The organism is Halopseudomonas sp. Lyrl_26, assembly GCF_051948695.1.
Taxonomy (GTDB): Bacteria; Pseudomonadota; Gammaproteobacteria; order Pseudomonadales; family Pseudomonadaceae; genus Halopseudomonas; species Halopseudomonas formosensis.
Window position 1 is genome coordinate 383,497 of the sequence record NZ_JAYJLH010000001.1, and the last position, 22,192, is coordinate 405,688.

21 protein-coding genes are annotated in these 22,192 nt (G+C 63.8%); 17 read left to right on the forward strand and 4 right to left on the reverse strand.

Annotated features, from left to right (window positions below; genetic code table 11):
* Positions 1 to 19 precede the first annotated feature (19 nt).
* The 14 genes from leuB to VF673_RS01970 all read left to right on the forward strand — a co-directional run bounded on the left by leuB (position 20) and on the right by VF673_RS01970 (position 16,061).
* Complete coding sequence (leuB, locus tag VF673_RS01905) at positions 20 to 1,102, forward strand: 3-isopropylmalate dehydrogenase (RefSeq protein WP_273127149.1); 1,083 nt, start codon at positions 20 to 22, stop codon at positions 1,100 to 1,102.
* Between the two features lie 80 nt (positions 1,103 to 1,182).
* The gene (asd, locus tag VF673_RS01910; protein ID WP_090538531.1) at positions 1,183 to 2,295 is read left to right on the forward strand and encodes an aspartate-semialdehyde dehydrogenase; all 1,113 of its coding nucleotides are present in this window, start codon (positions 1,183 to 1,185) and stop codon (positions 2,293 to 2,295) included.
* 97 nt (positions 2,296 to 2,392) lie between these two features.
* A complete protein-coding gene (locus tag VF673_RS01915) occupies positions 2,393 to 3,412 on the forward strand; it encodes an aspartate-semialdehyde dehydrogenase (protein ID WP_440290671.1) in 1,020 nt (339 codons plus the stop codon).
* A gap of 209 nt (positions 3,413 to 3,621) precedes the next feature.
* On the forward strand, positions 3,622 to 6,282 hold the full coding sequence (locus VF673_RS01920; RefSeq protein WP_440290672.1) for a FimV/HubP family polar landmark protein: 2,661 nt from the start codon (positions 3,622 to 3,624) through the stop codon (positions 6,280 to 6,282).
* Between the two features lie 3 nt (positions 6,283 to 6,285).
* Positions 6,286 to 7,140, forward strand: a complete 855-nt coding sequence (truA, locus tag VF673_RS01925; protein ID WP_273126589.1) for a tRNA pseudouridine(38-40) synthase TruA — start codon at positions 6,286 to 6,288, stop codon at positions 7,138 to 7,140.
* 63 nt (positions 7,141 to 7,203) lie between these two features.
* Positions 7,204 to 7,818: a phosphoribosylanthranilate isomerase gene (locus VF673_RS01930; protein ID WP_273126591.1), complete on the forward strand. Its 615-nt coding sequence runs from the start codon at positions 7,204 to 7,206 to the stop codon at positions 7,816 to 7,818.
* Positions 7,811 to 9,028 carry a tryptophan synthase subunit beta gene (trpB, locus tag VF673_RS01935; RefSeq protein WP_440290673.1) on the forward strand — a complete coding sequence of 406 codons (1,218 nt, stop codon included), beginning with the start codon at positions 7,811 to 7,813 and terminating at the stop codon, positions 9,026 to 9,028. Before VF673_RS01930 ends, trpB begins: the two co-directional genes overlap by 8 nt.
* 9 nt (positions 9,029 to 9,037) lie before the next feature.
* The gene (gene trpA, locus VF673_RS01940) at positions 9,038 to 9,841 is read left to right on the forward strand and encodes a tryptophan synthase subunit alpha (protein WP_273126596.1); all 804 of its coding nucleotides are present in this window, start codon (positions 9,038 to 9,040) and stop codon (positions 9,839 to 9,841) included.
* Positions 9,842 to 9,887: 46 nt separating this feature from the next.
* A complete protein-coding gene (gene accD / locus VF673_RS01945; protein ID WP_440290674.1) occupies positions 9,888 to 10,796 on the forward strand; it encodes an acetyl-CoA carboxylase, carboxyltransferase subunit beta in 909 nt (302 codons plus the stop codon).
* 4 nt (positions 10,797 to 10,800) lie between these two features.
* The gene (folC, locus tag VF673_RS01950) at positions 10,801 to 12,072 is read left to right on the forward strand and encodes a bifunctional tetrahydrofolate synthase/dihydrofolate synthase (RefSeq protein WP_273126609.1); all 1,272 of its coding nucleotides are present in this window, start codon (positions 10,801 to 10,803) and stop codon (positions 12,070 to 12,072) included.
* Complete coding sequence (locus tag VF673_RS01955) at positions 12,072 to 12,686, forward strand: SPOR domain-containing protein (protein ID WP_440290675.1); 615 nt, start codon at positions 12,072 to 12,074, stop codon at positions 12,684 to 12,686. The genes folC and VF673_RS01955 overlap by 1 nt, the downstream gene beginning before the upstream one ends.
* A gap of 96 nt (positions 12,687 to 12,782) precedes the next feature.
* A complete protein-coding gene (locus VF673_RS01960) occupies positions 12,783 to 13,265 on the forward strand; it encodes a CvpA family protein (RefSeq protein WP_090538541.1) in 483 nt (160 codons plus the stop codon).
* Between the two features lie 61 nt (positions 13,266 to 13,326).
* The gene (gene purF / locus VF673_RS01965; protein ID WP_440290676.1) at positions 13,327 to 14,847 is read left to right on the forward strand and encodes an amidophosphoribosyltransferase; all 1,521 of its coding nucleotides are present in this window, start codon (positions 13,327 to 13,329) and stop codon (positions 14,845 to 14,847) included.
* A complete protein-coding gene (locus tag VF673_RS01970; RefSeq protein WP_440290677.1) occupies positions 14,844 to 16,061 on the forward strand; it encodes an O-succinylhomoserine sulfhydrylase in 1,218 nt (405 codons plus the stop codon). The genes purF and VF673_RS01970 overlap by 4 nt, the downstream gene beginning before the upstream one ends.
* Positions 16,062 to 16,067: 6 nt before the next feature.
* Here VF673_RS01970 and VF673_RS01975 read toward each other — a convergent pair whose 3' ends face one another.
* On the reverse strand, positions 16,068 to 17,036 hold the full coding sequence (locus tag VF673_RS01975) for a diguanylate cyclase (protein ID WP_440290678.1): 969 nt from the start codon (positions 17,034 to 17,036) through the stop codon (positions 16,068 to 16,070).
* 20 nt (positions 17,037 to 17,056) lie between these two features.
* Positions 17,057 to 18,058, reverse strand: coding sequence for a response regulator (locus VF673_RS01980; protein ID WP_440290679.1), 1,002 nt, complete (start codon positions 18,056 to 18,058; stop codon positions 17,057 to 17,059).
* A gap of 242 nt (positions 18,059 to 18,300) precedes the next feature.
* On the opposite strand from VF673_RS01980, the gene VF673_RS01985 reads away from it, so the two are divergent.
* The gene (locus VF673_RS01985; RefSeq protein WP_090538545.1) at positions 18,301 to 18,585 is read left to right on the forward strand and encodes a ComEA family DNA-binding protein; all 285 of its coding nucleotides are present in this window, start codon (positions 18,301 to 18,303) and stop codon (positions 18,583 to 18,585) included.
* Positions 18,586 to 18,632: 47 nt separating this feature from the next.
* Here VF673_RS01985 and VF673_RS01990 read toward each other — a convergent pair whose 3' ends face one another.
* The gene (locus tag VF673_RS01990) at positions 18,633 to 20,069 is read right to left on the reverse strand and encodes a methyl-accepting chemotaxis protein (RefSeq protein WP_440290680.1); all 1,437 of its coding nucleotides are present in this window, start codon (positions 20,067 to 20,069) and stop codon (positions 18,633 to 18,635) included.
* A 216-nt stretch (positions 20,070 to 20,285) separates the two neighbouring features.
* On the opposite strand from VF673_RS01990, the gene rnd reads away from it, so the two are divergent.
* Positions 20,286 to 21,440 (forward strand): ribonuclease D, encoded by a 1,155-nt coding sequence (gene rnd, locus VF673_RS01995; RefSeq protein WP_440290681.1) that lies wholly within the window; start codon positions 20,286 to 20,288, stop codon positions 21,438 to 21,440.
* Positions 21,437 to 21,730: a YcgL domain-containing protein gene (locus VF673_RS02000; protein WP_090538548.1), complete on the forward strand. Its 294-nt coding sequence runs from the start codon at positions 21,437 to 21,439 to the stop codon at positions 21,728 to 21,730. The genes rnd and VF673_RS02000 overlap by 4 nt, the downstream gene beginning before the upstream one ends.
* Positions 21,731 to 21,745: 15 nt before the next feature.
* On the opposite strand, the gene VF673_RS02005 is transcribed toward VF673_RS02000, so the two are convergent.
* Positions 21,746 to 22,147: an NINE protein gene (locus VF673_RS02005; RefSeq protein ID WP_090538549.1), complete on the reverse strand. Its 402-nt coding sequence runs from the start codon at positions 22,145 to 22,147 to the stop codon at positions 21,746 to 21,748.
* Between the last annotated feature and the right edge of the window lie 45 nt (positions 22,148 to 22,192).

Below are 22,192 nucleotides of genomic sequence, written 5' to 3' on the forward strand. Positions count from 1 at the left end.
GTTTGAGGAATATGGATACATGAGCAAGAAGATTCTGGTTCTCCCGGGTGACGGTATCGGCCCGGAAATCGTTGCCGAAGCGGTCAAGGTGCTTCAGCTGGTCGGCGAGAAGTACGAGTTGTCGCTGGAGCTGAGCTATGACGATCTGGGCGGCGCCGCCTACGATCGCTACGGCACGCCGCTGGCCGATGAAACACTCGAACGTGCCCGCCAGGCCGACGCGGTTCTGCTCGGCGCGGTGGGCGGGCCCAAGTGGGACACCATAGACCCCGCCCTGCGCCCGGAGCGCGGCCTGCTGAAGATCCGCTCCCAGCTGGGGCTGTTCGCCAACCTGCGTCCGGCGCTGTTGTACCCGCAGCTGGCCGAAGCCTCCACCCTCAAGCCCGAGGTGGTTGCCGGTCTGGACATCCTGATCGTGCGCGAGCTGACCGGCGGCATCTATTTCGGTCAGCCCCGTGAGCGCCGTGTGCTGGACAACGGCGAGCGTCAGGCATACGACACGCTGCCCTACAGCGAGAGCGAGATCCGTCGCATCGCTACCGTCGGCTTCGACATGGCTCGCCTGCGCAACCGCAAGCTGTGCTCGGTGGACAAGGCCAACGTGCTCGCCTCCAGCCAGTTGTGGCGTGAGGTGGTGGAAGAGGTGGCCCGGGACTACCCGGATGTCGAGCTGTCGCACATGTATGTGGACAACGCCGCGATGCAGCTGGTGCGCGCACCCAAGCAGTTCGATGTGATAGTCACCGATAACATGTTCGGCGATATCCTCTCCGACCAGGCCTCGATGCTCACCGGCTCCATCGGCATGCTGCCCTCGGCGTCTCTCAACGAGCAGAACAAGGGCATGTACGAGCCCTGCCACGGCAGCGCTCCTGATATCGCCGGACAGGGTATTGCCAACCCTCTGGCAACCATTCTGTCGGTATCCATGATGCTGCGTTACAGCTTCGGCGAAGCCGCCGTGGCCGACGCCATCGAACGGGCCGTCAGTCAGGTGCTGGATCAGGGGCTGCGTACTGGTGATATCATGGCACCGGGCTGCCGCCAGGTTGGTACCGCGGAAATGGGTGACGCCGTGGTAGCTGCGCTGAAAACCCTGTAACCTGTTGTGTTTCCCATATGCACCCGGCATCTGCCGGGTGCTGTTGTCGAGAATCTTCACCCCATGGGGGTCTTGCTGTTATGAAACAAGTTGGTTTGATTGGCTGGCGCGGTATGGTGGGCTCTGTGCTCATGCAGCGGATGCGCGAGGAAAATGATTTCGCTTCCATCGACCCGGTGTTCTTCACCACGTCCAACGTGGGTGGTGCCGGTCCGGATATCGGCAAGGATATCCCGGCACTGAAAGATGCCTACGATCTCGATGCTCTCAAGCCAATGGACATCATCATTACCTGCCAGGGTGGTGATTACACCAACGAGGTCTATCCCAAGCTGCGCGCGGACGGCTGGAAGGGTTACTGGATCGACGCGGCCTCGGCCCTGCGCATGGAAGACGAGTCCGTCATCGTGCTGGACCCGGTCAACCGGCGCAGCATCGATCAGGCCCTGCGTGACGGCATCAAGACCTACGTCGGCGGCAACTGTACCGTCAGTCTGATGCTGATGGGCCTCGGTGGCCTGTTCGAGAACGGTCTGGTCGAGTGGATGACCGCCATGACCTATCAGGCCGCCAGTGGTGCCGGTGCCCAGAACATGCGTGAGCTGATCAGCCAGATGGGTGGTCTGCACGCCAGTGTCGCCGACCAGCTGGCCGACCCGGCCAGTGCCATCCTCGACATCGATCGCCAGGTCGCCGCCACCATGCGCGACGCCTCCTTCCCGGTGGACAACTTCGGCGTGCCGCTGGCCGGCAGCCTGATCCCCTGGATCGACAAGCAGCTGCCCAACGGTCAGAGTCGTGAAGAGTGGAAGGCCCAGGCCGAAACCAACAAGATCATCGGTCGCAGCGGTCGCCCGATCCCGGTGGACGGCATCTGTGTGCGCATCGGCGCCATGCGGTGCCACAGTCAGGCGCTGACCATCAAGTTGAACAAGGATGTGCCGCTGGCGGACATCGAAGCCATGCTCGATGCCCACAACCCCTGGTCCAAGGTGGTGCCGAACGAGAAAGAGGCCACAGTCCGCGAGCTGACCCCGACTGCGGTGACCGGTACCCTGAAGGTGCCGGTGGGTCGTCTGCGCAAGCTCAACATGGGCTCCCAGTACCTGTCCGCCTTCACCGTGGGCGACCAGCTGCTGTGGGGTGCGGCCGAACCGCTGCGTCGCATGCTGCGGATCCTGCTCGAAGGCTGAGGCCGGCCGGCAGTACAATCCGAATGAGGAGGGCATTCCCGGCTGACGGGGATGCCCTTTGCTTTTCAGGCTTTATATGGATTCGAGAAACTCCCCTATGCCCAACACCCGCAATATCGCCCTGGTAGGCCTTACCGGTCTGGCAGGTGAAGCTCTGCTCAACCTGCTGGACGAGCACGAGTTCGATTTCGAGCAGATTCACCTGGTGGATACCGAGGAGCAGGCTGGCGGCCGGCACATGGTCAAGGGCCACAGTCAGCGAGTGGAAGTGCTGGAGCGCTTCGACTTCTCCCAGGTGGCGGTGGTGCTGTTCGCCGATGCCTGGCTGGCGTCGGACTGGGCCGACCGGGTGGTAGCTGCGGGCTGCGTCGTGGTGGATGCCTGCGGTGCCTTCCGGCACCGGCGGGATGTGCCCCTGGTGGTTGCCGAGGTCAACCCGCAGGCCCTGGCGGACATGGGGTCGCGCCGGATCGTGTCCTGTCCCGACGCCCAGGTGGTGCAGACCCTGATCGCCCTGCAACCACTGGTCGCCGAGGCCGGGCTGCAGTCGCTGACCATCGCCACCTACCAGTCGATGTCCACCCTGGGCAATGATGAAGTGGAAGCACTGGCGCTGCAGACCGGGCGGCTGCTCAATGGGCAGCCGGCGGAGAAGGGTGCCTTCGACAAGCAGGCGGCCTTCAACCTCATTCCCCGGGTCGGCGAGCTGGACGAGGCGGGCAACAGTCAGCTGGAACAGCATCTGGCAGAGGATGTGAGGCGAATCCTGGGTATGCCCCAGTTGCCGGTGTCGGTCACCTGCGTTCTGGTGCCGACCTTCTTCGGCACCGCCCAGGTCATGCAGTGCCGCACGGATCAGCCCCTGGCAAAGGCCCGGGCCCTGACCCTGCTGCGCCGCGCACCGGGTATCAAGCTGCTGGACAAGCCCGCCGCGGGCGGCTATCCCACGCCGGTATCCGACGCCACCGGCAGTGATCACGTGTGGGTCGGTCGGGTACGTCAGGACGACCTGGATCCTGCCGGTATCGGCATGTGGGTTGTCTCTGATAATCTTCGGAAAGGTGTCGCACTTAACGGTCTTGCTGTTGCACAGTTATTGATAAAAGACTATTTGTAATCGATACTTGCTGCTGATTTGTATCGCTTCAGACAAGACCCTGACACTCACCGGTTTTGAATTGAGGTGGCTCGGGTTGCCGGCAGCTGGTACGGTTATGCGGCCGCTGCTGCGGTGATGGGTTCATGGACGCGTGTAAACGATAAAAGCAAAGGATCTTCGCTATGGTTCGCAAACTGGTTTTGGCTGTCGCCGCAGCTAGCGCTCTGATGTCTTCCAATATGGTGCAGGCGCTGGGGGTTGGGGAAATCAATCTGCGGTCGGCGCTGAATCAGCCACTGGACGCCGAAATCGAGTTGTTGCAGGTTCGGGATCTGAGCAGTGCCGAGATCCGCTCGGTGCTGGCTTCTCCGGATGACTTCGGCAAAGCCGGTATTGATCGCGCCTTCTTTCTTACCGACCTGACCTTTACTCCGGTCGTGCAGCCCAACGGCAGATCCTATATCCGGGTGACCTCCAGTCGCCCGGTCATGGAGCCCTATCTCAACTTCCTGATGGAAGTCCGCTGGCCCTCGGGGCGCGTATTGCGCGAGTTCACCCTGCTGCTTGATCCGCCCATGTACGACCCGACGCCGGTCACCTTCAGTGCCCCTGTGACGCCGCCAGCTGCCGCCAGCGCGCCGGCGCCCCGGTCGTCGGCCGCCCCGGTGGTACGCCAGCCGGCGCCTGCCGCTGCGCCCCGCGCAGCGGCTGCTCCGTCCCAGGCTGGATCTGCTGCCCGTGACGGTCAGCGGCGCACCACCCGGGATGACACCCTCTGGGCCATTGCCATGGAGACCCGTCCCCAGGGCGCCAGCGTGCACCAGACCATGCTGGCCATTCAGGACCTGAACCCGAATGCCTTTATCGACAACAACATCAACGCGCTCAGGGCCGGCCAGACGCTGACGCTGCCTACCGCCGAGCAGGCCGCTGCCCGCAGCAACGCTGAAGCCATTGCCGAGGTCGGCAACCAGAATGCCGCCTGGCGCAATCGCCAGCGGCCGGCTGCCGAGCCCGCCCAGCGCCAGCTCGACGCACGTGAGCGCAGCGTTGCCGGTGCTGCCCCCGCCCAGTCCCGTGGTGAGGATTCGCTGCGACTGGTCGCGGCGGGTGACAGCGCGAAAGACACTTCTTCCTCCGGCGGCAGCGGTGATCTGCGCGACGCGCTGGATCAGACCCGTGAGCAGCTGGATACCTCCGAACAGGCCCGCAATGAACTGGCCAGTCGTCTGAGCGATCTGGAAAGCCAGGTGGAAACCCTGCAGCGGCTGCTGACGCTGAAGGACGCACAGCTCGCTGCCCTTCAGCAGGAGCTGGCTGCCGACGGGCAGCTGCCGGACATCCTGCCGGTGCCCGAGGCTGAGCAGGTCGCCGAGCTGTCTGCGGAGGATGCGGCAGGGCAGGAGCCCGGTGATGTCGCTCCCGACACCGAGATTACCGAGGCGGAAGGCGTAGAGCCGTCCGCTGCCACCGTGGCCGAGGGCCCTGACGCTGCTGGCGAAGCGTCGGCCGCTCTGGCCGAGGCCGAGCCTGCCGAGGCGGACGATGGCGATGCGGGCGAGTCGGCGGACGCCGCCGACGACGAACAGGTGGCTCTGGTTGTCCCTGGCGCGGTGGATACCCAGGCCGGTAACGATCCCCAGGGTGGCGCTGCGGCGACCCCTGAACCCAGCGCGCCGGTAACCGGTGCTGCGCCCCCCGCTGCCCAGACCGACTCCAGTCCCCAGGCTCTGCTGCAGCGCTTCATGCAGAACCAGACCCTGGTCCTGAGCACTGGCGCGGTGGCGCTGCTGATATTGCTGCTGATTCTGATGTCCGTTGCCCGCCGCAACGCACGTCGTGAGGCGGAGCTGGCCGAGGATTATGCACGGTCTGGCCTGGCTTCCGGTGCAGCTGCTGGCGCAGCAGCTGCAGCCGAGAGCGCCGAAGGTGATGAGTTCAATGTGGCCCTGGCCGAAGCGCAGCAGGAGCCGGTTCAGGACGAAACCGCTGACATTTCTCCGGATGCCGAGCTGGATGCGGCGCTGGCCGAGATCGACGATTCCCGGGACGAGCTCCTGGGCGGCGGGCTGGAGGACGGCGATCAGCGTGATGCAGAGCTGCCGGCAGAGCATGCCGAGGACGGTCTGGAAGCGTTCGAGGTGGAAAGCAGCCTGGAGGAGGAGCTGGCCGAGTCCGATCAGGCCGCCACTGAAGCCATGGATTTCGATTTCGCCGACTTCGGGCTGGAAGAGGAATCCGCCGCATCGCTGGCTGACAGCAACGAGTCCGAGCCGGGCTTCGATCTGGATTTCGATCTGGATGAGGTCCCGGCAGAAGGTGCGGAGGCCTCGGTCGAGCCGGTGGCAGAAGAGCCGCTGGTGTTCCAGGAGCCGGAAGTGGAATCTCCCCTGGCCGAGCCGGCGGCGGATGATTTCGATCTGACCCTGGATGACGAGCTTCAGGTGGACAACCTGCTGGCCGAGTTCGATGCCCTCAGCGATGCCGAGCCGGACTCGACTGCTGTGGAGCAACCGGAAACGCCCGCTGAGGATGAGTTCAGCCTGAGTGACGAGGATCTGGCCAGCTTCGAGGCCCAGTTGCAATCGGCCATGCAGGGTGAAGAGCAGGTTGGCGCAGGCGCACCGCAGGACCAGGAACAGCCTCTGTTCGAGACCCCGGCCCTGCTCGACGAAGGTCTGGGCGATGACCTGATCGACGGGGAGCTCGACGAGGACTTCGCCTTCCTCTCCGACACCGACGAGTGTGCCACCAAGCTGGATCTGGCCCGCGCCTACATCGACATGGGCGACGAGGAGGGGGCCCGTGATATCCTTGCGGAAGTGGTCGAGGAAGGAAACGAACAGCAACGGCAGGACGCTCGGGAAATGATGGAGCAACTTGGCTGATACATGAGTAGTACGACTGATGAAGCGGCCGCCCAAGGGGCGGCCGCTGTTGTTTCAAGGGTTGCCGCCTGTGTTGAATACAGCGGGACGGCCTATCGCGGCTGGCAACGCCAGCAGCCCGGTGTGAAGAGCGTTCAGGAGGAGGTCGAGAAAGCCCTTTCCAGGGTTGCCAACCACCCGGTGCAACTGTTCTGCGCCGGGCGAACCGATGCCGGTGTGCATGCGGCCTGCCAGATCATTCACTTCGATACCAGCGCGCGGCGAACGCCGGAGAACTGGTTCCACGGCGCCAACGCCAACCTGCCGCACGATATCAGCCTGGTCTGGGCCAAACCGGTGGGTCTGGACTTCCATGCCCGCTTTTCGGCGATGGCCCGCCGCTATCGCTATGTGATCTACAACGATCCGGTACGCCCGGCGCAGCTCGGGCGGGAGGTGACCTGGAATTACCGCCCGCTGGATGTGGAGCGCATGCAGGAAGCGGCTCAGGTGCTGATCGGCGAGCACGATTTCACCTCCTACCGGGCTACCGCCTGTCAGGCCAAGTCACCGGTCAAGACGGTGCACCATCTGAAACTGATCCGCTTCGGCCGCTTCATCGTGCTGGATATCCGCGCCAACGCCTTTTTGCACCACATGGTGCGCAACATCGCCGGCGTACTGATGCAGATCGGCTGTGGCGAGCGGCCGGTGGAATGGGCCGCGGAGATACTGGCGGCACGCAACCGGCATACCGGTGGTCTCACTGCGCCGGCCTACGGTCTGTACCTGGTGGATGTGACCTACCCCGAACATTTCGAGCTGCCCAGCCGCTATATAGGGCCGCACTTCCTTTCCGCGCTCAACGAGCTGGACTGACGGGTCGCGGATTGATCTGCTACTATCCTTGGCTTCCGTTATACAGAGTACCCGGCTGAATTCATGGTGCGTATCAAAATCTGTGGCATCACCCGTGTTGAAGATGCCCTTGCTGCGGCGAGGGCAGGCGCCGATGCCATTGGTCTGGTGTTCCACGAAGCCAGCCCGCGGGCTGTCGATATCCAGCGGGCGAGCCTCATTGTCCGGGCGCTGCCGCCCTTCGTGACCAGTGTCGGTCTGTTCGTCGATGCCGAGGAGGCGCGAATCCGTCAGGTGCTCGAGCGGGTGCCGCTGGACATGCTGCAGTTCCATGGTGATGAGCCTGACGACTTCTGCCGGCGCTTTGCGAGGCCTTATCTCAAGGCAGTACGAGTGCGTCCCGGCGTCGACCTGGACAGCCTGGCGGGCAACTGGCCGGGGGCCAGCGGCATTCTGCTGGACAGTTACAAACCGGGTGTGCCCGGCGGCACCGGCGAGACCTTCGACTGGGGGCTGATCCCGGCGCAGCGCAACTGGAACCTTGTGCTGGCCGGCGGCCTGAGTGCCGGCAATGTGCGCGAGGCGGTGGATTTGACCCAGCCCTGGGCAGTGGACGTCAGCGGTGGCGTGGAAGCCGCCAAGGGCATCAAGGATGTCTCGAAAATCAACGCTTTTATTCAAGAGGTGAAGCGTGTCTGATTCAAAATCGATCGATTTCGCAAGCGTGCCTGATCAGCGCGGTCACTTTGGTCCCTACGGTGGCCGCTTCGTATCCGAGACGCTGATGGATGCACTGGATGAGCTCGATCAGCTCTACAGGAAGCTCAAGGACGCCCCCGAGTTCCAGGCCGAGTTCGACCGGGATCTGGCGCACTACGTCGGCCGGCCCTCACCGCTGTACTTTGCCGAGCGGCTGACCAGCAAGATCGGTGGCGCACAGATCTGGCTCAAGCGCGAGGACCTGAACCACACCGGCGCGCACAAGGTGAACAACACCATTGGTCAGGCCCTGCTGGCCAAGCACATGGGCAAGCCGCGGGTGATCGCCGAGACCGGTGCCGGTCAGCACGGCGTGGCCACCGCAACCGTAGCGGCGCGCCTCGGCCTCAAGTGCCAGGTCTACATGGGCGCCGAGGACGTCAAGCGTCAGGCGCTGAACGTGTATCGCATGAAGCTGCTCGGTGCCGAGGTCATTCCGGTCACCTCCGGCTCCCAGACGCTCAAGGACGCGATGAACGAAGCCATGCGCGACTGGGTTACCAACATCGATGACACCTTCTACATCATCGGCACCGTGGCCGGCCCGCATCCCTATCCGCAGATGGTCCGTGACTTCCAGTGCGTGATAGGTCGCGAGGCGCGGGAACAGTGCCTGAAGCAGGCCGGCCGACTGCCCGACGCACTGGTCGCCTGCGTTGGTGGTGGGTCCAATGCCATCGGTCTGTTCCACCCCTTCCTGCAGGACGAAGGGGTCGCCATGTACGGCGTGGAAGCGGCCGGTGACGGGCTGGATACCGAGCGCCATGCCGCGCCGCTGAACCGTGGCAAGCCGGGCGTGCTGCACGGTAACCGTACCTACCTGATGGCCGACGAGAACGGCCAGATCATCGAGACCCACTCGGTCTCCGCCGGTCTCGACTATCCCGGTGTGGGGCCCGAGCACAGCTGGCTCAAGGACATCGGACGGGTCCAGTACATGGGGGCAACGGATGAGGAGGCCCTGGCAGCATTCCGCGAGCTGACCCGCGTCGAAGGCATCATGCCTGCGCTGGAGTCCAGCCATGCCGTGGCTTATGCAATGAAACTGGCCGCCACCATGCGTCCGGACCAGATCATCGTGGTCAACCTGTCCGGCCGTGGCGACAAGGACATCCATACTGTCGCCGCTATTGATGGCATCAGCATTTAAGGATCTGACATGAGCCGAATCAAGCAGTGTTTCGACCGGCTGCGCGCCGAAGGCCGCAAGGCACTCATTCCCTACATCACCGCCGGTGACCCGAACCCGCAGATGATGCTGCCGCTGATGCACGAGCTGGTGGAAGCCGGCGTCGACGTGATCGAGCTGGGCGTGCCGTTCTCCGACCCCATGGCGGATGGCCCGGTCATCCAGCTGGCGATGGAGCGGGCACTTGCCCACAACGTCGGTCTGCGCGATGTGCTGGACATGGTGCGTGAGTTCCGCAAGACCAATCAGACCACCCCCGTGGCACTGATGGGCTATCTCAACCCGGTCGAGCACATGGGTTACGAGGCCTTTGCCGAGCAGGCCGCTGCTGCCGGTGTCGACGGCGTACTGCTGGTCGACCTGCCTCCGGAGGAGGCCGAGGAGGTCGCGCCGCTGTTCCGCAGTCATGGTCTGGACAGTATTTTCCTGCTGGCCCCGACTACCACGCTGGAGCGTGCGCGGCGGATCTGCGAGAACGCCAGCGGTTATGTCTACTATGTTTCACTCAAGGGTGTGACCGGATCGGCTGCTCTGAACGTCACCGAGGTAGCAGAAAAGCTCAAGCAGCTGCGCACCATCACCGATCTGCCGATCGGTGTCGGTTTTGGTATTCGTGACGGCGCCTCCGCCGCCGCGATCGCCAGTGTGGCTGACGGGGTAGTGGTGGGTTCGGTGCTGGTCAGTCAGATCGCCGCCAACCTGGGCGACCCGGAGCAGGCCCGCGCCGGTATCGCGGCGATCATTCGCGATATGCGGGCAGCCATGGATCGCTGAGCGATCGGGCAATGTGATCAACCCAGACAACAGATAAGGATTGGCAATGAGCAACTGGCTGGTGGACAAGCTGATTCCCTCCATCGTGCGTTCCGAGGCACAGAAAAGCAGCGTGCCGGAAGGACTGTGGCGCAAGTGCCCCTCCTGTGACGCGGTGCTGTATCGACCCGAGCTGGAAAAGAATCTGGATGTCTGCCCCAAGTGCAGTCATCACCTGCGCATCAATGCACGCCGTCGCCTGGACATCTTCCTGGATGCCGATGGCCGCAGCGAGATTGCTGCTGAACTGGAGCCGGTGGACAAGCTCAAGTTCCGTGACACCAAGAAGTACAAGGACCGCCTGACCGCGGCCCAGAAGGAAATCGGTGAGAAGGACGCCCTGGTGGTCATGCAGGGATACCTCAAGGGCATGCCGCTGGTCGCCAGTGCCTTCGAGTTCAACTTCATGGGCGGCTCCATGGGCAGCGTTGTGGGTGCGCGCTTCGTGCGTGGTGCCGAAGTGGCCCTGCGCGAGCGCATTCCCTATGTCTGCTTCCCGGCCTCGGGCGGCGCCCGCATGCAGGAGGCCCTGTTCTCCCTGATGCAGATGGCCAAGACCAGTGCGGTGCTGGCCCGTCTCAAGGAGGAGGGCATCCCCTTCATCTCCGTGATGACCGACCCTGTCTACGGTGGTGTTTCCGCGAGTCTGGCCATGCTCGGTGACCTCAACGTGGCCGAGCCCAACGCGCTGATCGGCTTCGCCGGGCCTCGGGTGATCGAGCAGACGGTACGCGAGAAGCTGCCGGCTGGCTTCCAGCGCAGCGAGTTCCTGCTCGAGCATGGTGCGCTGGACATGATCATCCCGCGCAACGAGATGCGCGATCGTCTGGCCGGCATCCTGGCCATGCTGACCAATCAGCCGTCGCCGGTATCCGGTCCGGCTGAGGCGAGCGCGGTGGCATCACTCGGTGAGTGACGCCATGGATCTGGCCGCCTGGCTCAGGCGGCTCGAGGGTCTGCACCCTGTCGAGATAGACATGGGCCTGGGACGGGTAGCCGACGTGGCTGCCCGTCTCGGTATCGGCAAGCCGGCCCCGCTGGTATTCACCGTCACCGGCACCAATGGCAAGGGTTCGACCTGCGCGGCGCTGGACAGCCTGCTGCGCATGTCGGGTCGCCGCAGCGGCTGCTACAGCTCGCCCCACCTGGTGCGCTACAACGAACGGGTTTGCATCGATGGCCGACCGGTTGCCGATGAGGCGCTGTGTGAGGCGTTCGAGGCCATCGACCAGGCCCGGGGCGATATCTCCCTGACCTACTTCGAATTCGGCACACTGGCGGCCTTCTGGCTGTTCCAGCGTGCGGGGCTGGACGCGGTCGTTCTGGAGGTCGGACTGGGTGGCCGCCTGGATGCGGTCAACATAGTCGACGCCGATGTGGCGGTAGTGACCAGCATAGGCCTGGACCATGCGGATTATCTGGGTGATACCCGTGACTCGGTCGGTTACGAGAAGGCCGGGATCATGCGCCCCTCCGGTTTGCTGGTGTGTTCCGAGACCGATCTGCCGCCGCGCTTTGCCGCCGAGGTCGCGCGTCTGCAGGTGCAGATGTGGCAGCGCGGCCGTGATTACAGCTGGCAGCAGCAGGATGGCAGCTGGGAGCTGACCGGCCAGCGCGGCGGTGCCCCGGGGCGGGTGGGCCTGCCGCCGGTCAGTCTGCCGCGGGACAACCTGGCGACGGCGGTTCAGGCATTCTGGGCCGCGGGGCTGGACATGCCCGATGCCGGGATTGCCCGGGCCATTGCCGAAACCTCGGTGGCCGGTCGGCTGGATGCCCGTCGCATCGACTGGCGCGGCCAGTCCCGGCAGCTGCTGCTGGATGTGGGGCACAACCCCCAGGCGGCGGAGTTCCTGGCCGGGCACCTGGCACAGGATCTGGCGTCAGGTCAGGCCGCGGTCTTCGGTCTGCTCTCGGACAAGGACCTGGCCGGTATCCTGCTGCCGCTGCGCGGACGCTTTTCGAGCTGGGCAGTGGCTCCGTTGCCGACCCCGCGCAGCCGTCCTGCCGCGGAGCTGGCGGCCGAGCTGGAACGGGCAGGGGAGCGGGCCATGACCTTTGCCGATATCGGCGAGGCGATAGCCTGGCAGCTGGACCACACACCCGTTGATACGAAAATCATCATTTTCGGGTCGTTTTTCTGCGTGGCCGAAGCCATACTCTGGTTGGACAGACAACCCGGCGGAGGCAATTGATGGAACAGGGGCTCAAGCAGCGCATCATCGGCGCTGTGGTACTGGTTATCGCGGCAGTCATCTTTCTACCCATGCTGCTGTCCGAGCAGGATGAGACCGTTCAGGTGGAGGTCGAGGTGCCTGCGGCGCCGGTCATGGACGACAGCGACATGCTGAGTGCGCTGCCCCCGACACTGCCCGAACCTGCGCCGGTGCCGGAGATCCCAGCGCCGCCCGTCCAAGCCGAGCCGGTTTCGCCTCCCGTGGTCGAAGCGCCGGCGCCGGTCGCGCCGCCGGCGGAGCCCGCTCCCGTGGCCGAGCCTCCCACAGCCCCTCCGGCAGCCGAAGTGACGGCACCGACAGCCTCTTCCGCCCCTGCCATCGGTGGCTGGGTCGTGCAGCAGGGCAGTTTTTCCAGCGCCGCCAATGCCGAAAGCTTCCGCCAGACCCTGGCTGGGCAGGGCTACAACGCCTACACCCGGGTGGGGCAATCGGCGGGCAAGGAAATCGTCCGTGTCTATGTCGGTCCGCTCAATTCCCGGGAAGCCGCAGTGCGGGTGCGTGATGAGCTCGAGCGCCGACACAGCAGCAAGGGACTGGTGGTGGCGCACGATGAGTCGACCCGGGCTCCCTGAGCCGGGGGTCGAGGCGAATGCCAGGTGGTGGATTGCCTGTTCCGATGTGCAGGGTCGCTCTGGTAGAATGCGTTTTTCGTTTCTTGGTGCCTGACCGTGACACTCGTCGGCGTTGACTGGGCCATTGTTGCCATAATTGCGATTTCCGCCTTGATCAGCCTGGCCCGTGGCTTCGTCAAGGAAGCGCTCTCCCTGCTGACCTGGGTTGTTGCCGGGTTGGTGGCCTGGTTGTTCGGCGGAGCTCTGGCCGACCTGCTGGTGGACTATATCGCTACCCCATCCATCCGGGTGATCACTGCCTGCGCCATCCTGTTTGTCCTGACCCTTATTCTGGGCGGGCTGATCAATTACCTGATCGGCCAGCTGGTACTGGTAACCGGCCTCACCGGCACGGACCGCTTTCTCGGCATGGTGTTCGGTGCCGCCCGCGGTGCGCTGCTGGTGGTGGTGGCGGTAGGGCTGCTGAGCCTGGCGCCTGTCGAGGGTGATGCCTGGTGGCGCGAGTCAACACTCATTCCTCATTTTCTGCTGGTGGCAGATTGGTCAAAGAATTTCATTCTGGGGCTCTTCGGTCGCTGATGTCGGAGCGTTGAATCGCTTCCGGTGTGTCCAATTTTTCAACGAAAGAAGGTATTCAGCCATGTGTGGCATTGTTGGCATAGTGGGCAAGTCGAACGTCAACCAGGCGCTCTACGATGCTCTGACCGTCCTGCAGCATCGCGGCCAGGACGCCGCCGGCATAGTGACCTGCGACCGGGACAGGCTGTTCCTGCGCAAGGAAAACGGTCTGGTTCGCGATGTGTTCCACCAGCGGCACATGCAGCGCCTGGTCGGCACCATGGGGCTGGGCCATGTACGTTATCCCACCGCCGGCTCCTCGACCTCGGCCGAGGCCCAGCCGTTCTACGTGAACTCCCCCTACGGCATCACCCTGGCGCACAACGGCAACCTGACCAATGTCGAGCAGCTGTCCAAGGAGCTGTACGAGGCGGACCTGCGGCACGTCAATACCAACTCTGATTCCGAAGTGCTGCTCAACGTGTTTGCCCATGAGCTGGCCCGTGAGCGCAAGCTGCGCCCCACCGAAGAGGACATCTTCAAGGCCGTGCGAGGGGTGCATGAGCGCTGCCGGGGCGGTTACGCCGCGCTGGCCATGATCACCGGCTACGGCCTGGTCGGCTTCCGCGACCCCAACGGCATCCGCCCCATCGTCTATGGCAAGCGCGAGACCGACGAGGGCACCGAATACATGGTTGCCTCCGAGAGTGTGGCACTGGATGCCCTGGGCTTCGAGGTGATCCGCGACCTGGCACCGGGTGAGGCGGTTTACATCACCGAGGATGGCCGCATCTTCACCCGCCAGTGCGCCGACAACCCTAAGTATGCCCCCTGCATCTTCGAGCACGTCTACCTGGCCCGCCCGGACTCCATCATTGATGGCATCCTGGTATACAAGGCCCGTCTGCGCATGGGCGAGAAGCTGGCGGAAAAGATCCTGCGCGAACGGCCGGACCATGGCATCGACGTGGTCATCCCGATCCCGGATACCAGCCGCACCTCGGCGGTGGAGCTGGCCAACCGGCTGGGTGTCAAGTTCCGTGAGGGCTTCGTCAAGAACCGTTATATCGGCCGTACCTTCATCATGCCGGGGCAGGCGGCGCGCAAGAAGTCCGTGCGCCAGAAGCTCAACGCCATCGAGCTGGAGTTCCGCGGCAAGAACGTACTGCTGGTGGACGACTCCATCGTACGGGGCACCACCTGCCGTCAGATCATCCAGATGGCCCGCGAAGCAGGGGCGAAGAACGTCTACTTCTGCTCTGCGGCACCGGAAGTGCGTTATCCCAACGTGTACGGCATCGACATGCCTTCGGCCCACGAACTGATCGCTCACAACCGCACTGTGGACGAGGTGGCGGAGCTGATCGGCGCCGACTGGCTGATCTATCAGGACCTGGGAGATCTGGTCGATGCGGTCCGCGAAGGCAACCCGGCCATCACCCAGTTTGACTGCTCGGTATTTGACGGCAACTACGTGACCGGTGACGTCAACGAGTTCTACCTGGGACAGATCGAGCGCTCGCGCAACGATGCGGCCCGCTCCATGGTCAATGTCGACAACGAGGTCATGGGCCTGCACAACGACGGTGGAGAGCCGAAATGAATTCCCAATGGCAGCCGGGCCGGCTGAACAGCGATCTGGATGGAGCCGGATTCGATACCCTGGCGGTGCGTGCCGGGCAGACCCGAGGGCCGGAAGGGGAGCACGGTGAAGCCCTGTTCCTCACCTCCAGTTATGTGTTCCGCAGTGCGGCCGAAGCTGCCGCCTGCTTTGCCGGTGAGCAGCCGGGCAACGTCTATTCCCGTTACATGAACCCCACGGTGCGTACCTTCGAGGAGCGCATCGCGGCCATGGAGGGTGCCGAGCAGGCGGTCGCCACGGCCTCGGGCATGGCCGCCATTCTGGCCACGGTGATGAGCCTGTGCAGTGCAGGTGATCACATACTGGTGTCGCGCAGCGTGTTCGGCGCCACGGTCAGCCTGTTCGACAAGTACTTCAAGCGTTTCGGTGTCGAGGTCGACTACGTCGGTCTGTCGGATATCGACCGCTGGCGAGCCGCCTGCAAGCCCAATACCCGACTGTTCTTCGTCGAGTCCCCGTCGAACCCGCTGGCGGAGCTGGTGGACATCCGAGCCCTGGCCCGGGTGGCGCAGGAGCAGGGTGCACTGCTGGCGGTGGACAATTGCTTCTGTACCCCGGCGCTGCAGAAGCCCCTGGCGCTGGGCGCGGACATCGTCATCCATTCGGCGACCAAGTACATCGATGGTCAGGGCCGCTGCCTGGGTGGTGTGGTCGCTGGTCGGCACGAGCACATGCAGGAGGTCGTCGGTTTCCTGCGTACCGCAGGGCCTTCGCTGAGCCCGTTCAACGCCTGGGTGTTCCTCAAGGGCCTGGAGACCCTGCGCCTGCGCATGGCTGCCCATTGCGCCTCGGCGCTGGAACTGGCCCGCTGGCTGGAGCAGCAGCCGGAGGTGGAGAAAGTCTATTACGCCGGTCTGCCGAGTCATCCCCAGCATGCACTGGCCTGCAGTCAGCAGTCGGCCTTCGGTGCTGTGGTCAGCTTCGAGGTGCGGGGTGGACGCGAGGCGGCCTGGCGCTTCATTGATGCAACCCGGGTGGTTTCCATTACCGCCAACCTCGGTGATGCCAAGACCACCATCACCCATCCGGCCAGCACCACCCACGGTCGGCTTCCCGCCGAAACCCGCGAAGCCGCAGGCATCCGCGACGGCCTGATACGGCTGGCAGTGGGGCTGGAGGATGTGGAAGACCTGCGTGCGGACCTGCAGCGAGGTCTGGAGGCCGTTCGCGGCTGACCCGCGTCAGTGGCCTGTCGCCGCGCCGCTCAGGGTCACGCGGTTGCGGCCGGCCTGCTTGGAGCGGTAAAGCGCCTTGTCGGCCGCCTCGATCAACAGCGGGTAGCCGGTCATGCTGCCATGGATGCAGGCCACGCCCAGGCTGATGGAACAGCGCAGCAGGTACTTGTCATAGGCAATCTCCAGCCGTTCGACGGCCTGACGCAGGCGCTCGGCGAAGAGCGCTGCTCCCTCCAGTGAGGTATCGGTCAGCAGTATGGCGAATTCCTCACCCCCGTAGCGACCGGCGTAGTCGGTTTCCCGCACCATGCCCCGCGTCAGCGCCGCCACCTGGCGGATGACCTCGTCCCCGGCCTGATGGCCGTAGGTGTCATTCAACTGCTTGAAGTGGTCGATGTCGAAGATCACCAGGCTGGCCGGGTTGTTGTAGCGGGTATGCCTGGAAAACTCCCTCTCCAGACAGCTTTCCCAGTGCCGGCGGTTGAGCAGGCCGGTCAGACCGTCATGCAGAGCCAGCTGCTGCAGCTGCGCATTGGCTGCCTCCAGTTGCAGCTTGTTCACCGCTACATTGGTCACGTCATAGATGATCAGACACACATGCCCGGTGCTCGCGTTGACCGTGCGCAGGGGCAGTATGGTGACGTTCTGGTACATGTGGTCCGCCAGGCCGGTGATCGGCTGATAGTTGCTGAACCTCAGCAGGTAGGGGCGTTGCTCCCAGATGGTGAACACCCGGGTGCCGAGCATGCGCGCGGTTTCCACCTTGCTGGTGAACCAGGCCTGATCTATCTCCGGAAACAGCTCCAGCATCGAGCGCTGGCTGACCTGGCTGGCCGGCCTGCCCGAATGGTTTTCCATGAAACTGTTCCATACCTGGATGCGGTACTCCCGGTCCAGCACCACGACACCGACATCGATGCTCTGGACTATGTCCAGCAACCAGTGCAATTCACTGACATCAAGTAAGGTGGACATGCCGGTCTCCGCTTGCATTCTCAGTTGATCAACAGGGCGGTCTTGCGTTGCAGTACCTGTACCGATGCCTCGGTGAACAGCAACAGCAGGTCGAACTTGATGTCATGGTCCTCCAGCGCGTAGCTGATTTCCACCGCCAGGGTGCGCTTCCAGCGATTGCGGTTGACCCGGATCAGCTCCTCGATGGTGCAGTGCTGCCCCAGTACCATGGGGTGGCCCGATGACAGCTGCAGATCCAGCTGTTCACAGATGCCATTGAGGCAGGCACCGATGACAATGGCGGCCAGGTCCAGCTGCAGCTCCAGCGGCGAGCTGTTGCCGGACTGGTGCTTCAGCAACCGGGCAACATCACTGATCTGGGAGTCGTGGAATATCAGCAGGGCCTCGCCGGCAATGCCGCTACCGATATAGCCCTGGCAGATGGCCGAGACCTGGCGGTTGCCCTGGGCGTCAGCCAGGGCCATGTGCAGCTCGGCTACCTCGAGAATGTTGACGTTGGGGACGGGCAGCTTGATGAAGACGCCAAGAACGCGGGCCAGCAGCTCGGCTGCCCGGCCCATGGCGATATTGGCCACCTCACGGAAAGCATCCCTGAAGCCCACGCTGGGCAGATCCAGCTCCGCTGCCGGTAGGCTCGGGTCGATTGTCGGGGCGTGCACCCCCAGGGCCAGCAGCGCCTGTTCCAACTGGCCTGCATCGGCAGGCTTTCTGATGAAGCTGCGCGCACCCAGCTCAAGGGCGCGGCGGATGGCTTCCTCCTGCACGTCGCCGGAGATGACGATCACCTGAGCCTGCAGCCGTTCCTCGCGCATCCGGCGCAGGACCTCGAAGCCGTCCAGTTCGGGCATGGTCAGATCGAGCAGAACTATCTCGCCGAGGCCTGCGCGAATCGCCTCCAGACCGGCCTGGCCGTTGTCGGCCTGGGTGATGCGGAACGGCCAGCCCCTGGGCAGGGCCCGCATGAGCTGCTTGCGGGCCATGCCGGAGTCGTCGCAGATCAGCAGGGGGATCGCATCGGGCACGGCGCTTCCTTGGGTTCGGGTGTAGAGGCATTTTGGCATCAAATGCGGCGGCACGCTATAGAGGCCACAGACCAGACGCGTCGCGAGTGGGACGTTCTTCACAGATCCACGCTCTCGGGCTTCAGCCTGGCGCCGGTTGCAGGTAGCTTGCCTGTGCCGCAGGGAAGCTCAGCGTCATCGATGTGCATCGGTTCAGGTTTTCTCCCTCTGTTGCGGGTCCATTTCCACTAAGGAGAAAGTTCATGAAATCACTGATAAGCGCCATCATGCTGAGTCTGAGCGTCCTGCTCGCCCATCCCGTTCTGGCGGAAGTGAGCGAAGCGCCTCTGGTTACGGTCAACATCAACCAGGCCAGTGCTGCGGAAATCGCCGAGACCCTGAGCGGGATCGGTCTGGCCAAGGCCGAGGCCATCGTCAGTTACCGCGAGGAAAACGGCAATTTTGCCGACGTCGAGGAGCTGGCCATGGTCAAGGGCATAGGGCCGGCGACCGTCGAGCGTAACCGCGACCGCATCGCTCTGCAGTAACTCACCGAGTTCTTCCTCCGCGGCTGTCGCGGAGGAAGGTCTGCAGGTCAGGTCTTCAGCCGGCCCACGGCGGCATTGAGCTGGTGGGCGAGGGTGGCCAGCTGCTCGCTGGTGGCGGCACTCTGCACTGTCTGCATCACCGTCTGTTCGGTGACATCGCGGATCTGGATCACGCTCTGGGTAATGGATTCGGCGGCGATGCTCTGCTGCTCCACGGCCGAGGCAATTTCGCTGTTGCCACCGCTGATCTGGCTGACCGAGGAAGTGATCTCGGCCAGTGACTGACCGGCCTCTTCCACCTGCTGTACCGATTCGTGGGTGAGGCGGGCGCTGTCTTCCATATCGCCAACCGCTGCATGGGTGCCGGTCTGCAGGGCCTCGATCATGCGCTGGATCTCGTCGGTGGAGCTCTGCACCCGCTGGGCCAGGGCGCGCACTTCGTCAGCCACCACGGCAAAGCCGCGGCCCGATTCGCCGGCACGGGCCGCTTCGATGGCGGCGTTCAGCGCCAGCAGATTGGTCTGTTCGGCGATATCGCGGATCACCCGCACCACGCCACTGATCTCCTGGCTGTGGCCTTCCAGCTTCTGCATGTGCTGGGTGCAGCGCTCTATGCTGGTGGCCAGGCCGGTGATGGTCTGGCTCACCCGCAGCACCTGGTCCCGGCCATGGCGGGCGAGGGCATCGGCCTGGGTGGACTGGTCACGGGTCACGGCGGTGTTGCCGGCAATGTCCTGGACGGTTGCGCTCATTTCATTGACGGCGGCGGCAACCATGTCAGTCTCGCCCTGCTGGGTAACCATGCCGTCCTTGACGCCGGCCATCAGCCGGGCCATTTCGTTGGTGCCCTGTTCCAGCTGGCTTGCGGCAAGGCGCACGGTGCCGACGACTTCCTGCTGAGCACTCTGCATGGCGTTGAAGGCCCGGGCCATGGCCCCGACCTCATCACGGCTGGCGGCATCGGCGCGCAGGGTGAGGTCCCCGGTGTTCTGCACAGTGAGCATGACATCACGCAGGGCACGGATATTGGATGTGATGAAGGAGATCAGGATCTGCGACACGGTCAGCACCGCGAGCATCAGCACCAGTACCACCACCGCGTACAAGGGAGCCCGCTCGATGAGCAGCGCCAGGTAGTTCTGCTTTTCTACGCCCAGCAACCGGCCCTGGCCGTCCTTGTTCACGGCCCAGGCGCCCAGCAGAGGGGCTGAAATCGTTACCCGCAGAGCCTCGGCGGGGATCCACACCGGGCTGCCGGAAAGGCGGTTGCCCGCGGAGGACGCATCCAGCCAGCGCAGCCCGTCCGGAGCGCTGGCGGTACCACCGGGGATGACCAGTTCAGCAGCCAGGCGCTTGCGTTCGGTATGGATTCGATCCTGTTCGACCCCCAGGGCAACCAGTACCAGAATCAGGGTGCTGATGAAGGTTACGCTGTTGACAGCCCAGAACTTGTACTTGAGCTGTAGGTTCTGAAAAAAATCCATTTCGACTCCCGGATGGCATTTTCTGCAGTGCAGATTATATGTTGTCAGTCTCTTTATCGGTTGATGGCGATCAATCTTGAACCCTGTTGTCATCATTGATACAGGCAGAGATGGGAGTCGGTTACAACTTCTCGCCAAGTCGTCGCCCGCCGGGGCAGGCGGCTCGGGTATACTTCGCGCCGGGGCCGCATGGCCCGTTACGGAACTGGATAGCTTATGACGTCAACCGAGGCTCCCCCTCACATGATCACCTGCAATGCCGACCTCGCCGCCTGCTGCGAGCGCTGGCTGACGCTGCCCTTCGTGGCGATGGACACCGAGTTCGTTCGCACCGAAACCTACTTTCCCATCGCCGGGTTGATCCAGGTCGGCGACGGCTGCACTTCCTCGCTGATCGATCCGCTGGCAATCAGTGACTGGTCACCCCTGATAGCGCTGCTGCAAGCGCCGGGCGTGGTGAAGGTGTTCCACGCCTGCAGCGAGGATCTGGAAGTGTTCCAGCACCTGTGTGGTGCCCTGCCGGCGCCCCTGTTCGACACCCAGATCGCCGCAGCCTATCTGGGCATGGATTTCTCCATGTCCTACTCGCGCCTGGTCAGCGGCCTGCTGAACGTGGATCTGCCCAAGGAAGAGACGCGCTCCGACTGGTTGCAGCGTCCCCTGAGCCCCCGGCAGCTGCAGTATGCGGTGGACGATACCCAGCATCTGGCAGAGATCTACAAGGTGCTGGCTCCCCGGCTGGATCAAGCCGGGCTGACCAGTTGGCTGCTCGAGGACACCGCCGAGCTGGAGGCCAATGCCCGGCAGCTGCCTGACCCGGATCAGGCCTGGCGCAAGATCAAGCAGGCCTGGCGTCTGAAGCCGTCTGAACTGGCGGTGCTCAGGGTGCTCTGCGCCTGGCGTGAACGGACCGCCCGTCAGCGTGATGTGGCGCGCAACCGCCTGCTGCGCGAGTCTGTGCTCTGTCCGCTGGCCCAGCGTCAGCCTTCAACCCTGTCGCAGCTGTCGCGGATGGAGGACATGCATCCGCGGACCGTACGTCAGGACGGCGAGACCATATTGCGACTGATCGCCGAAGGCCAGCAGGTGCCGGAGCAGCAATGGCCCGAACCCCTGCCTGAACCCTTGCCGGCGGACGCCAACCGCCTGCTCAAGGCGCTGCGCAAGGTGGGTCAGCGCCACGCCGAGCGTCTGGGCATGGCCGCAGAGTTGATGCTGCGCAAGAAGACCCTGGAGGCCATGGTCCGCACCGGTTACCCCTGCGGCCCCTATCGCCTGCCGGATGAGCTCACCGGCTGGCGTCGCGAGCTGATGGGCGCAGAGCTGCTGGCCCTGGCCAATCCATCCGTCAACGAGGGAAACAAGGCATGAAAGTGCTGTGCTCTATCTATCGCAGTCCGCGCAAGGACGGCATGTACCTGTATGTCCCCAGGGATAAGGGGCTCGCCGGCGTGCCTGAGGACCTGCTGCGTCTGTTCGGCAAGCCCGAGCACTCCATGGACCTGATCCTCAGCCCCGAGCGCAAGCTGGCCAGGGAGGATATTCATCAGGTGCTGGAGAATCTGCAGGGGCAGGGGTACCACCTGCAGATGCCGCCCAGGCAGGAAGACTGGGTGATGCATCTGCCGGATGAGTTGCTGACCCGCAACGATCCGGTCTGAGCGGGAAGGGCCTGGCTACCAGGCCTTCTCTATGTTCTTCTGCGAGATCTGCTCGTTCAGCGTCCAGTAGTCGTAGAGCACGCCGAGCAGGAACAGGCCGCCGGTGAAGAAGTAGATGATGGCGGTGACCCACTTGCCCATGTACAGGCGGTGGGCGCCGAACACGCCGAGGAAGGTCAGCAGTATCCAGGTCAGGTTGAAGTTGATCCGCCCGGCGCGGAAGCGCGAATCCGCCTGCCGGTCCATGGACGGGATCAGAAACAGGTCAATGATCCAGCCAATGAAGAACAGGCCCAGGGTGAAGAAGTACAGGGTCCCCGTCCAGGGTTTGCCGTAATAGAAGCGGTGGGCCCCCATGAAGCCGAAAATCCATAACAGATAGCCGATGGCCTTGCTGTGGGTGTCTGTATACGCCATTGAATCTCCCCGTTGCTGGTTGTGCGATACTGGGCCCCTAGACCA

What these genes read in the sequence shown, in the direction of transcription:
- leuB (WP_273127149.1), top strand. Translation starts at nt 20, where the DNA reads ATGAGCAAGAAGATTCTGGTTCTCCCGGGTGACGGTATCGGCCCGGAA.
- asd (WP_090538531.1), top strand. Translation starts at nt 1,183, where the DNA reads ATGAAACAAGTTGGTTTGATTGGCTGGCGCGGTATGGTGGGCTCTGTG.
- VF673_RS01915 (WP_440290671.1), top strand. Translation starts at nt 2,393, where the DNA reads ATGCCCAACACCCGCAATATCGCCCTGGTAGGCCTTACCGGTCTGGCA.
- VF673_RS01920 (WP_440290672.1), top strand. Translation starts at nt 3,622, where the DNA reads ATGTCTTCCAATATGGTGCAGGCGCTGGGGGTTGGGGAAATCAATCTG.
- truA (WP_273126589.1), top strand. Translation starts at nt 6,286, where the DNA reads ATGAGTAGTACGACTGATGAAGCGGCCGCCCAAGGGGCGGCCGCTGTT.
- VF673_RS01930 (WP_273126591.1), top strand. Translation starts at nt 7,204, where the DNA reads ATGGTGCGTATCAAAATCTGTGGCATCACCCGTGTTGAAGATGCCCTT.
- trpA (WP_273126596.1), top strand. Translation starts at nt 9,038, where the DNA reads ATGAGCCGAATCAAGCAGTGTTTCGACCGGCTGCGCGCCGAAGGCCGC.
- accD (WP_440290674.1), top strand. Translation starts at nt 9,888, where the DNA reads ATGAGCAACTGGCTGGTGGACAAGCTGATTCCCTCCATCGTGCGTTCC.
- folC (WP_273126609.1), top strand. Translation starts at nt 10,801, where the DNA reads ATGGATCTGGCCGCCTGGCTCAGGCGGCTCGAGGGTCTGCACCCTGTC.
- VF673_RS01955 (WP_440290675.1), top strand. Translation starts at nt 12,072, where the DNA reads ATGGAACAGGGGCTCAAGCAGCGCATCATCGGCGCTGTGGTACTGGTT.
- purF (WP_440290676.1), top strand. Translation starts at nt 13,327, where the DNA reads ATGTGTGGCATTGTTGGCATAGTGGGCAAGTCGAACGTCAACCAGGCG.
- VF673_RS01970 (WP_440290677.1), top strand. Translation starts at nt 14,844, where the DNA reads ATGAATTCCCAATGGCAGCCGGGCCGGCTGAACAGCGATCTGGATGGA.
- VF673_RS01975 (WP_440290678.1), bottom strand. Translation starts at nt 17,036, where the DNA reads ATGTCCACCTTACTTGATGTCAGTGAATTGCACTGGTTGCTGGACATA.
- VF673_RS01985 (WP_090538545.1), top strand. Translation starts at nt 18,301, where the DNA reads ATGAAATCACTGATAAGCGCCATCATGCTGAGTCTGAGCGTCCTGCTC.
- VF673_RS01990 (WP_440290680.1), bottom strand. Translation starts at nt 20,069, where the DNA reads ATGGATTTTTTTCAGAACCTACAGCTCAAGTACAAGTTCTGGGCTGTC.
- rnd (WP_440290681.1), top strand. Translation starts at nt 20,286, where the DNA reads ATGACGTCAACCGAGGCTCCCCCTCACATGATCACCTGCAATGCCGAC.
- VF673_RS02000 (WP_090538548.1), top strand. Translation starts at nt 21,437, where the DNA reads ATGAAAGTGCTGTGCTCTATCTATCGCAGTCCGCGCAAGGACGGCATG.
- VF673_RS02005 (WP_090538549.1), bottom strand. Translation starts at nt 22,147, where the DNA reads ATGGCGTATACAGACACCCACAGCAAGGCCATCGGCTATCTGTTATGG.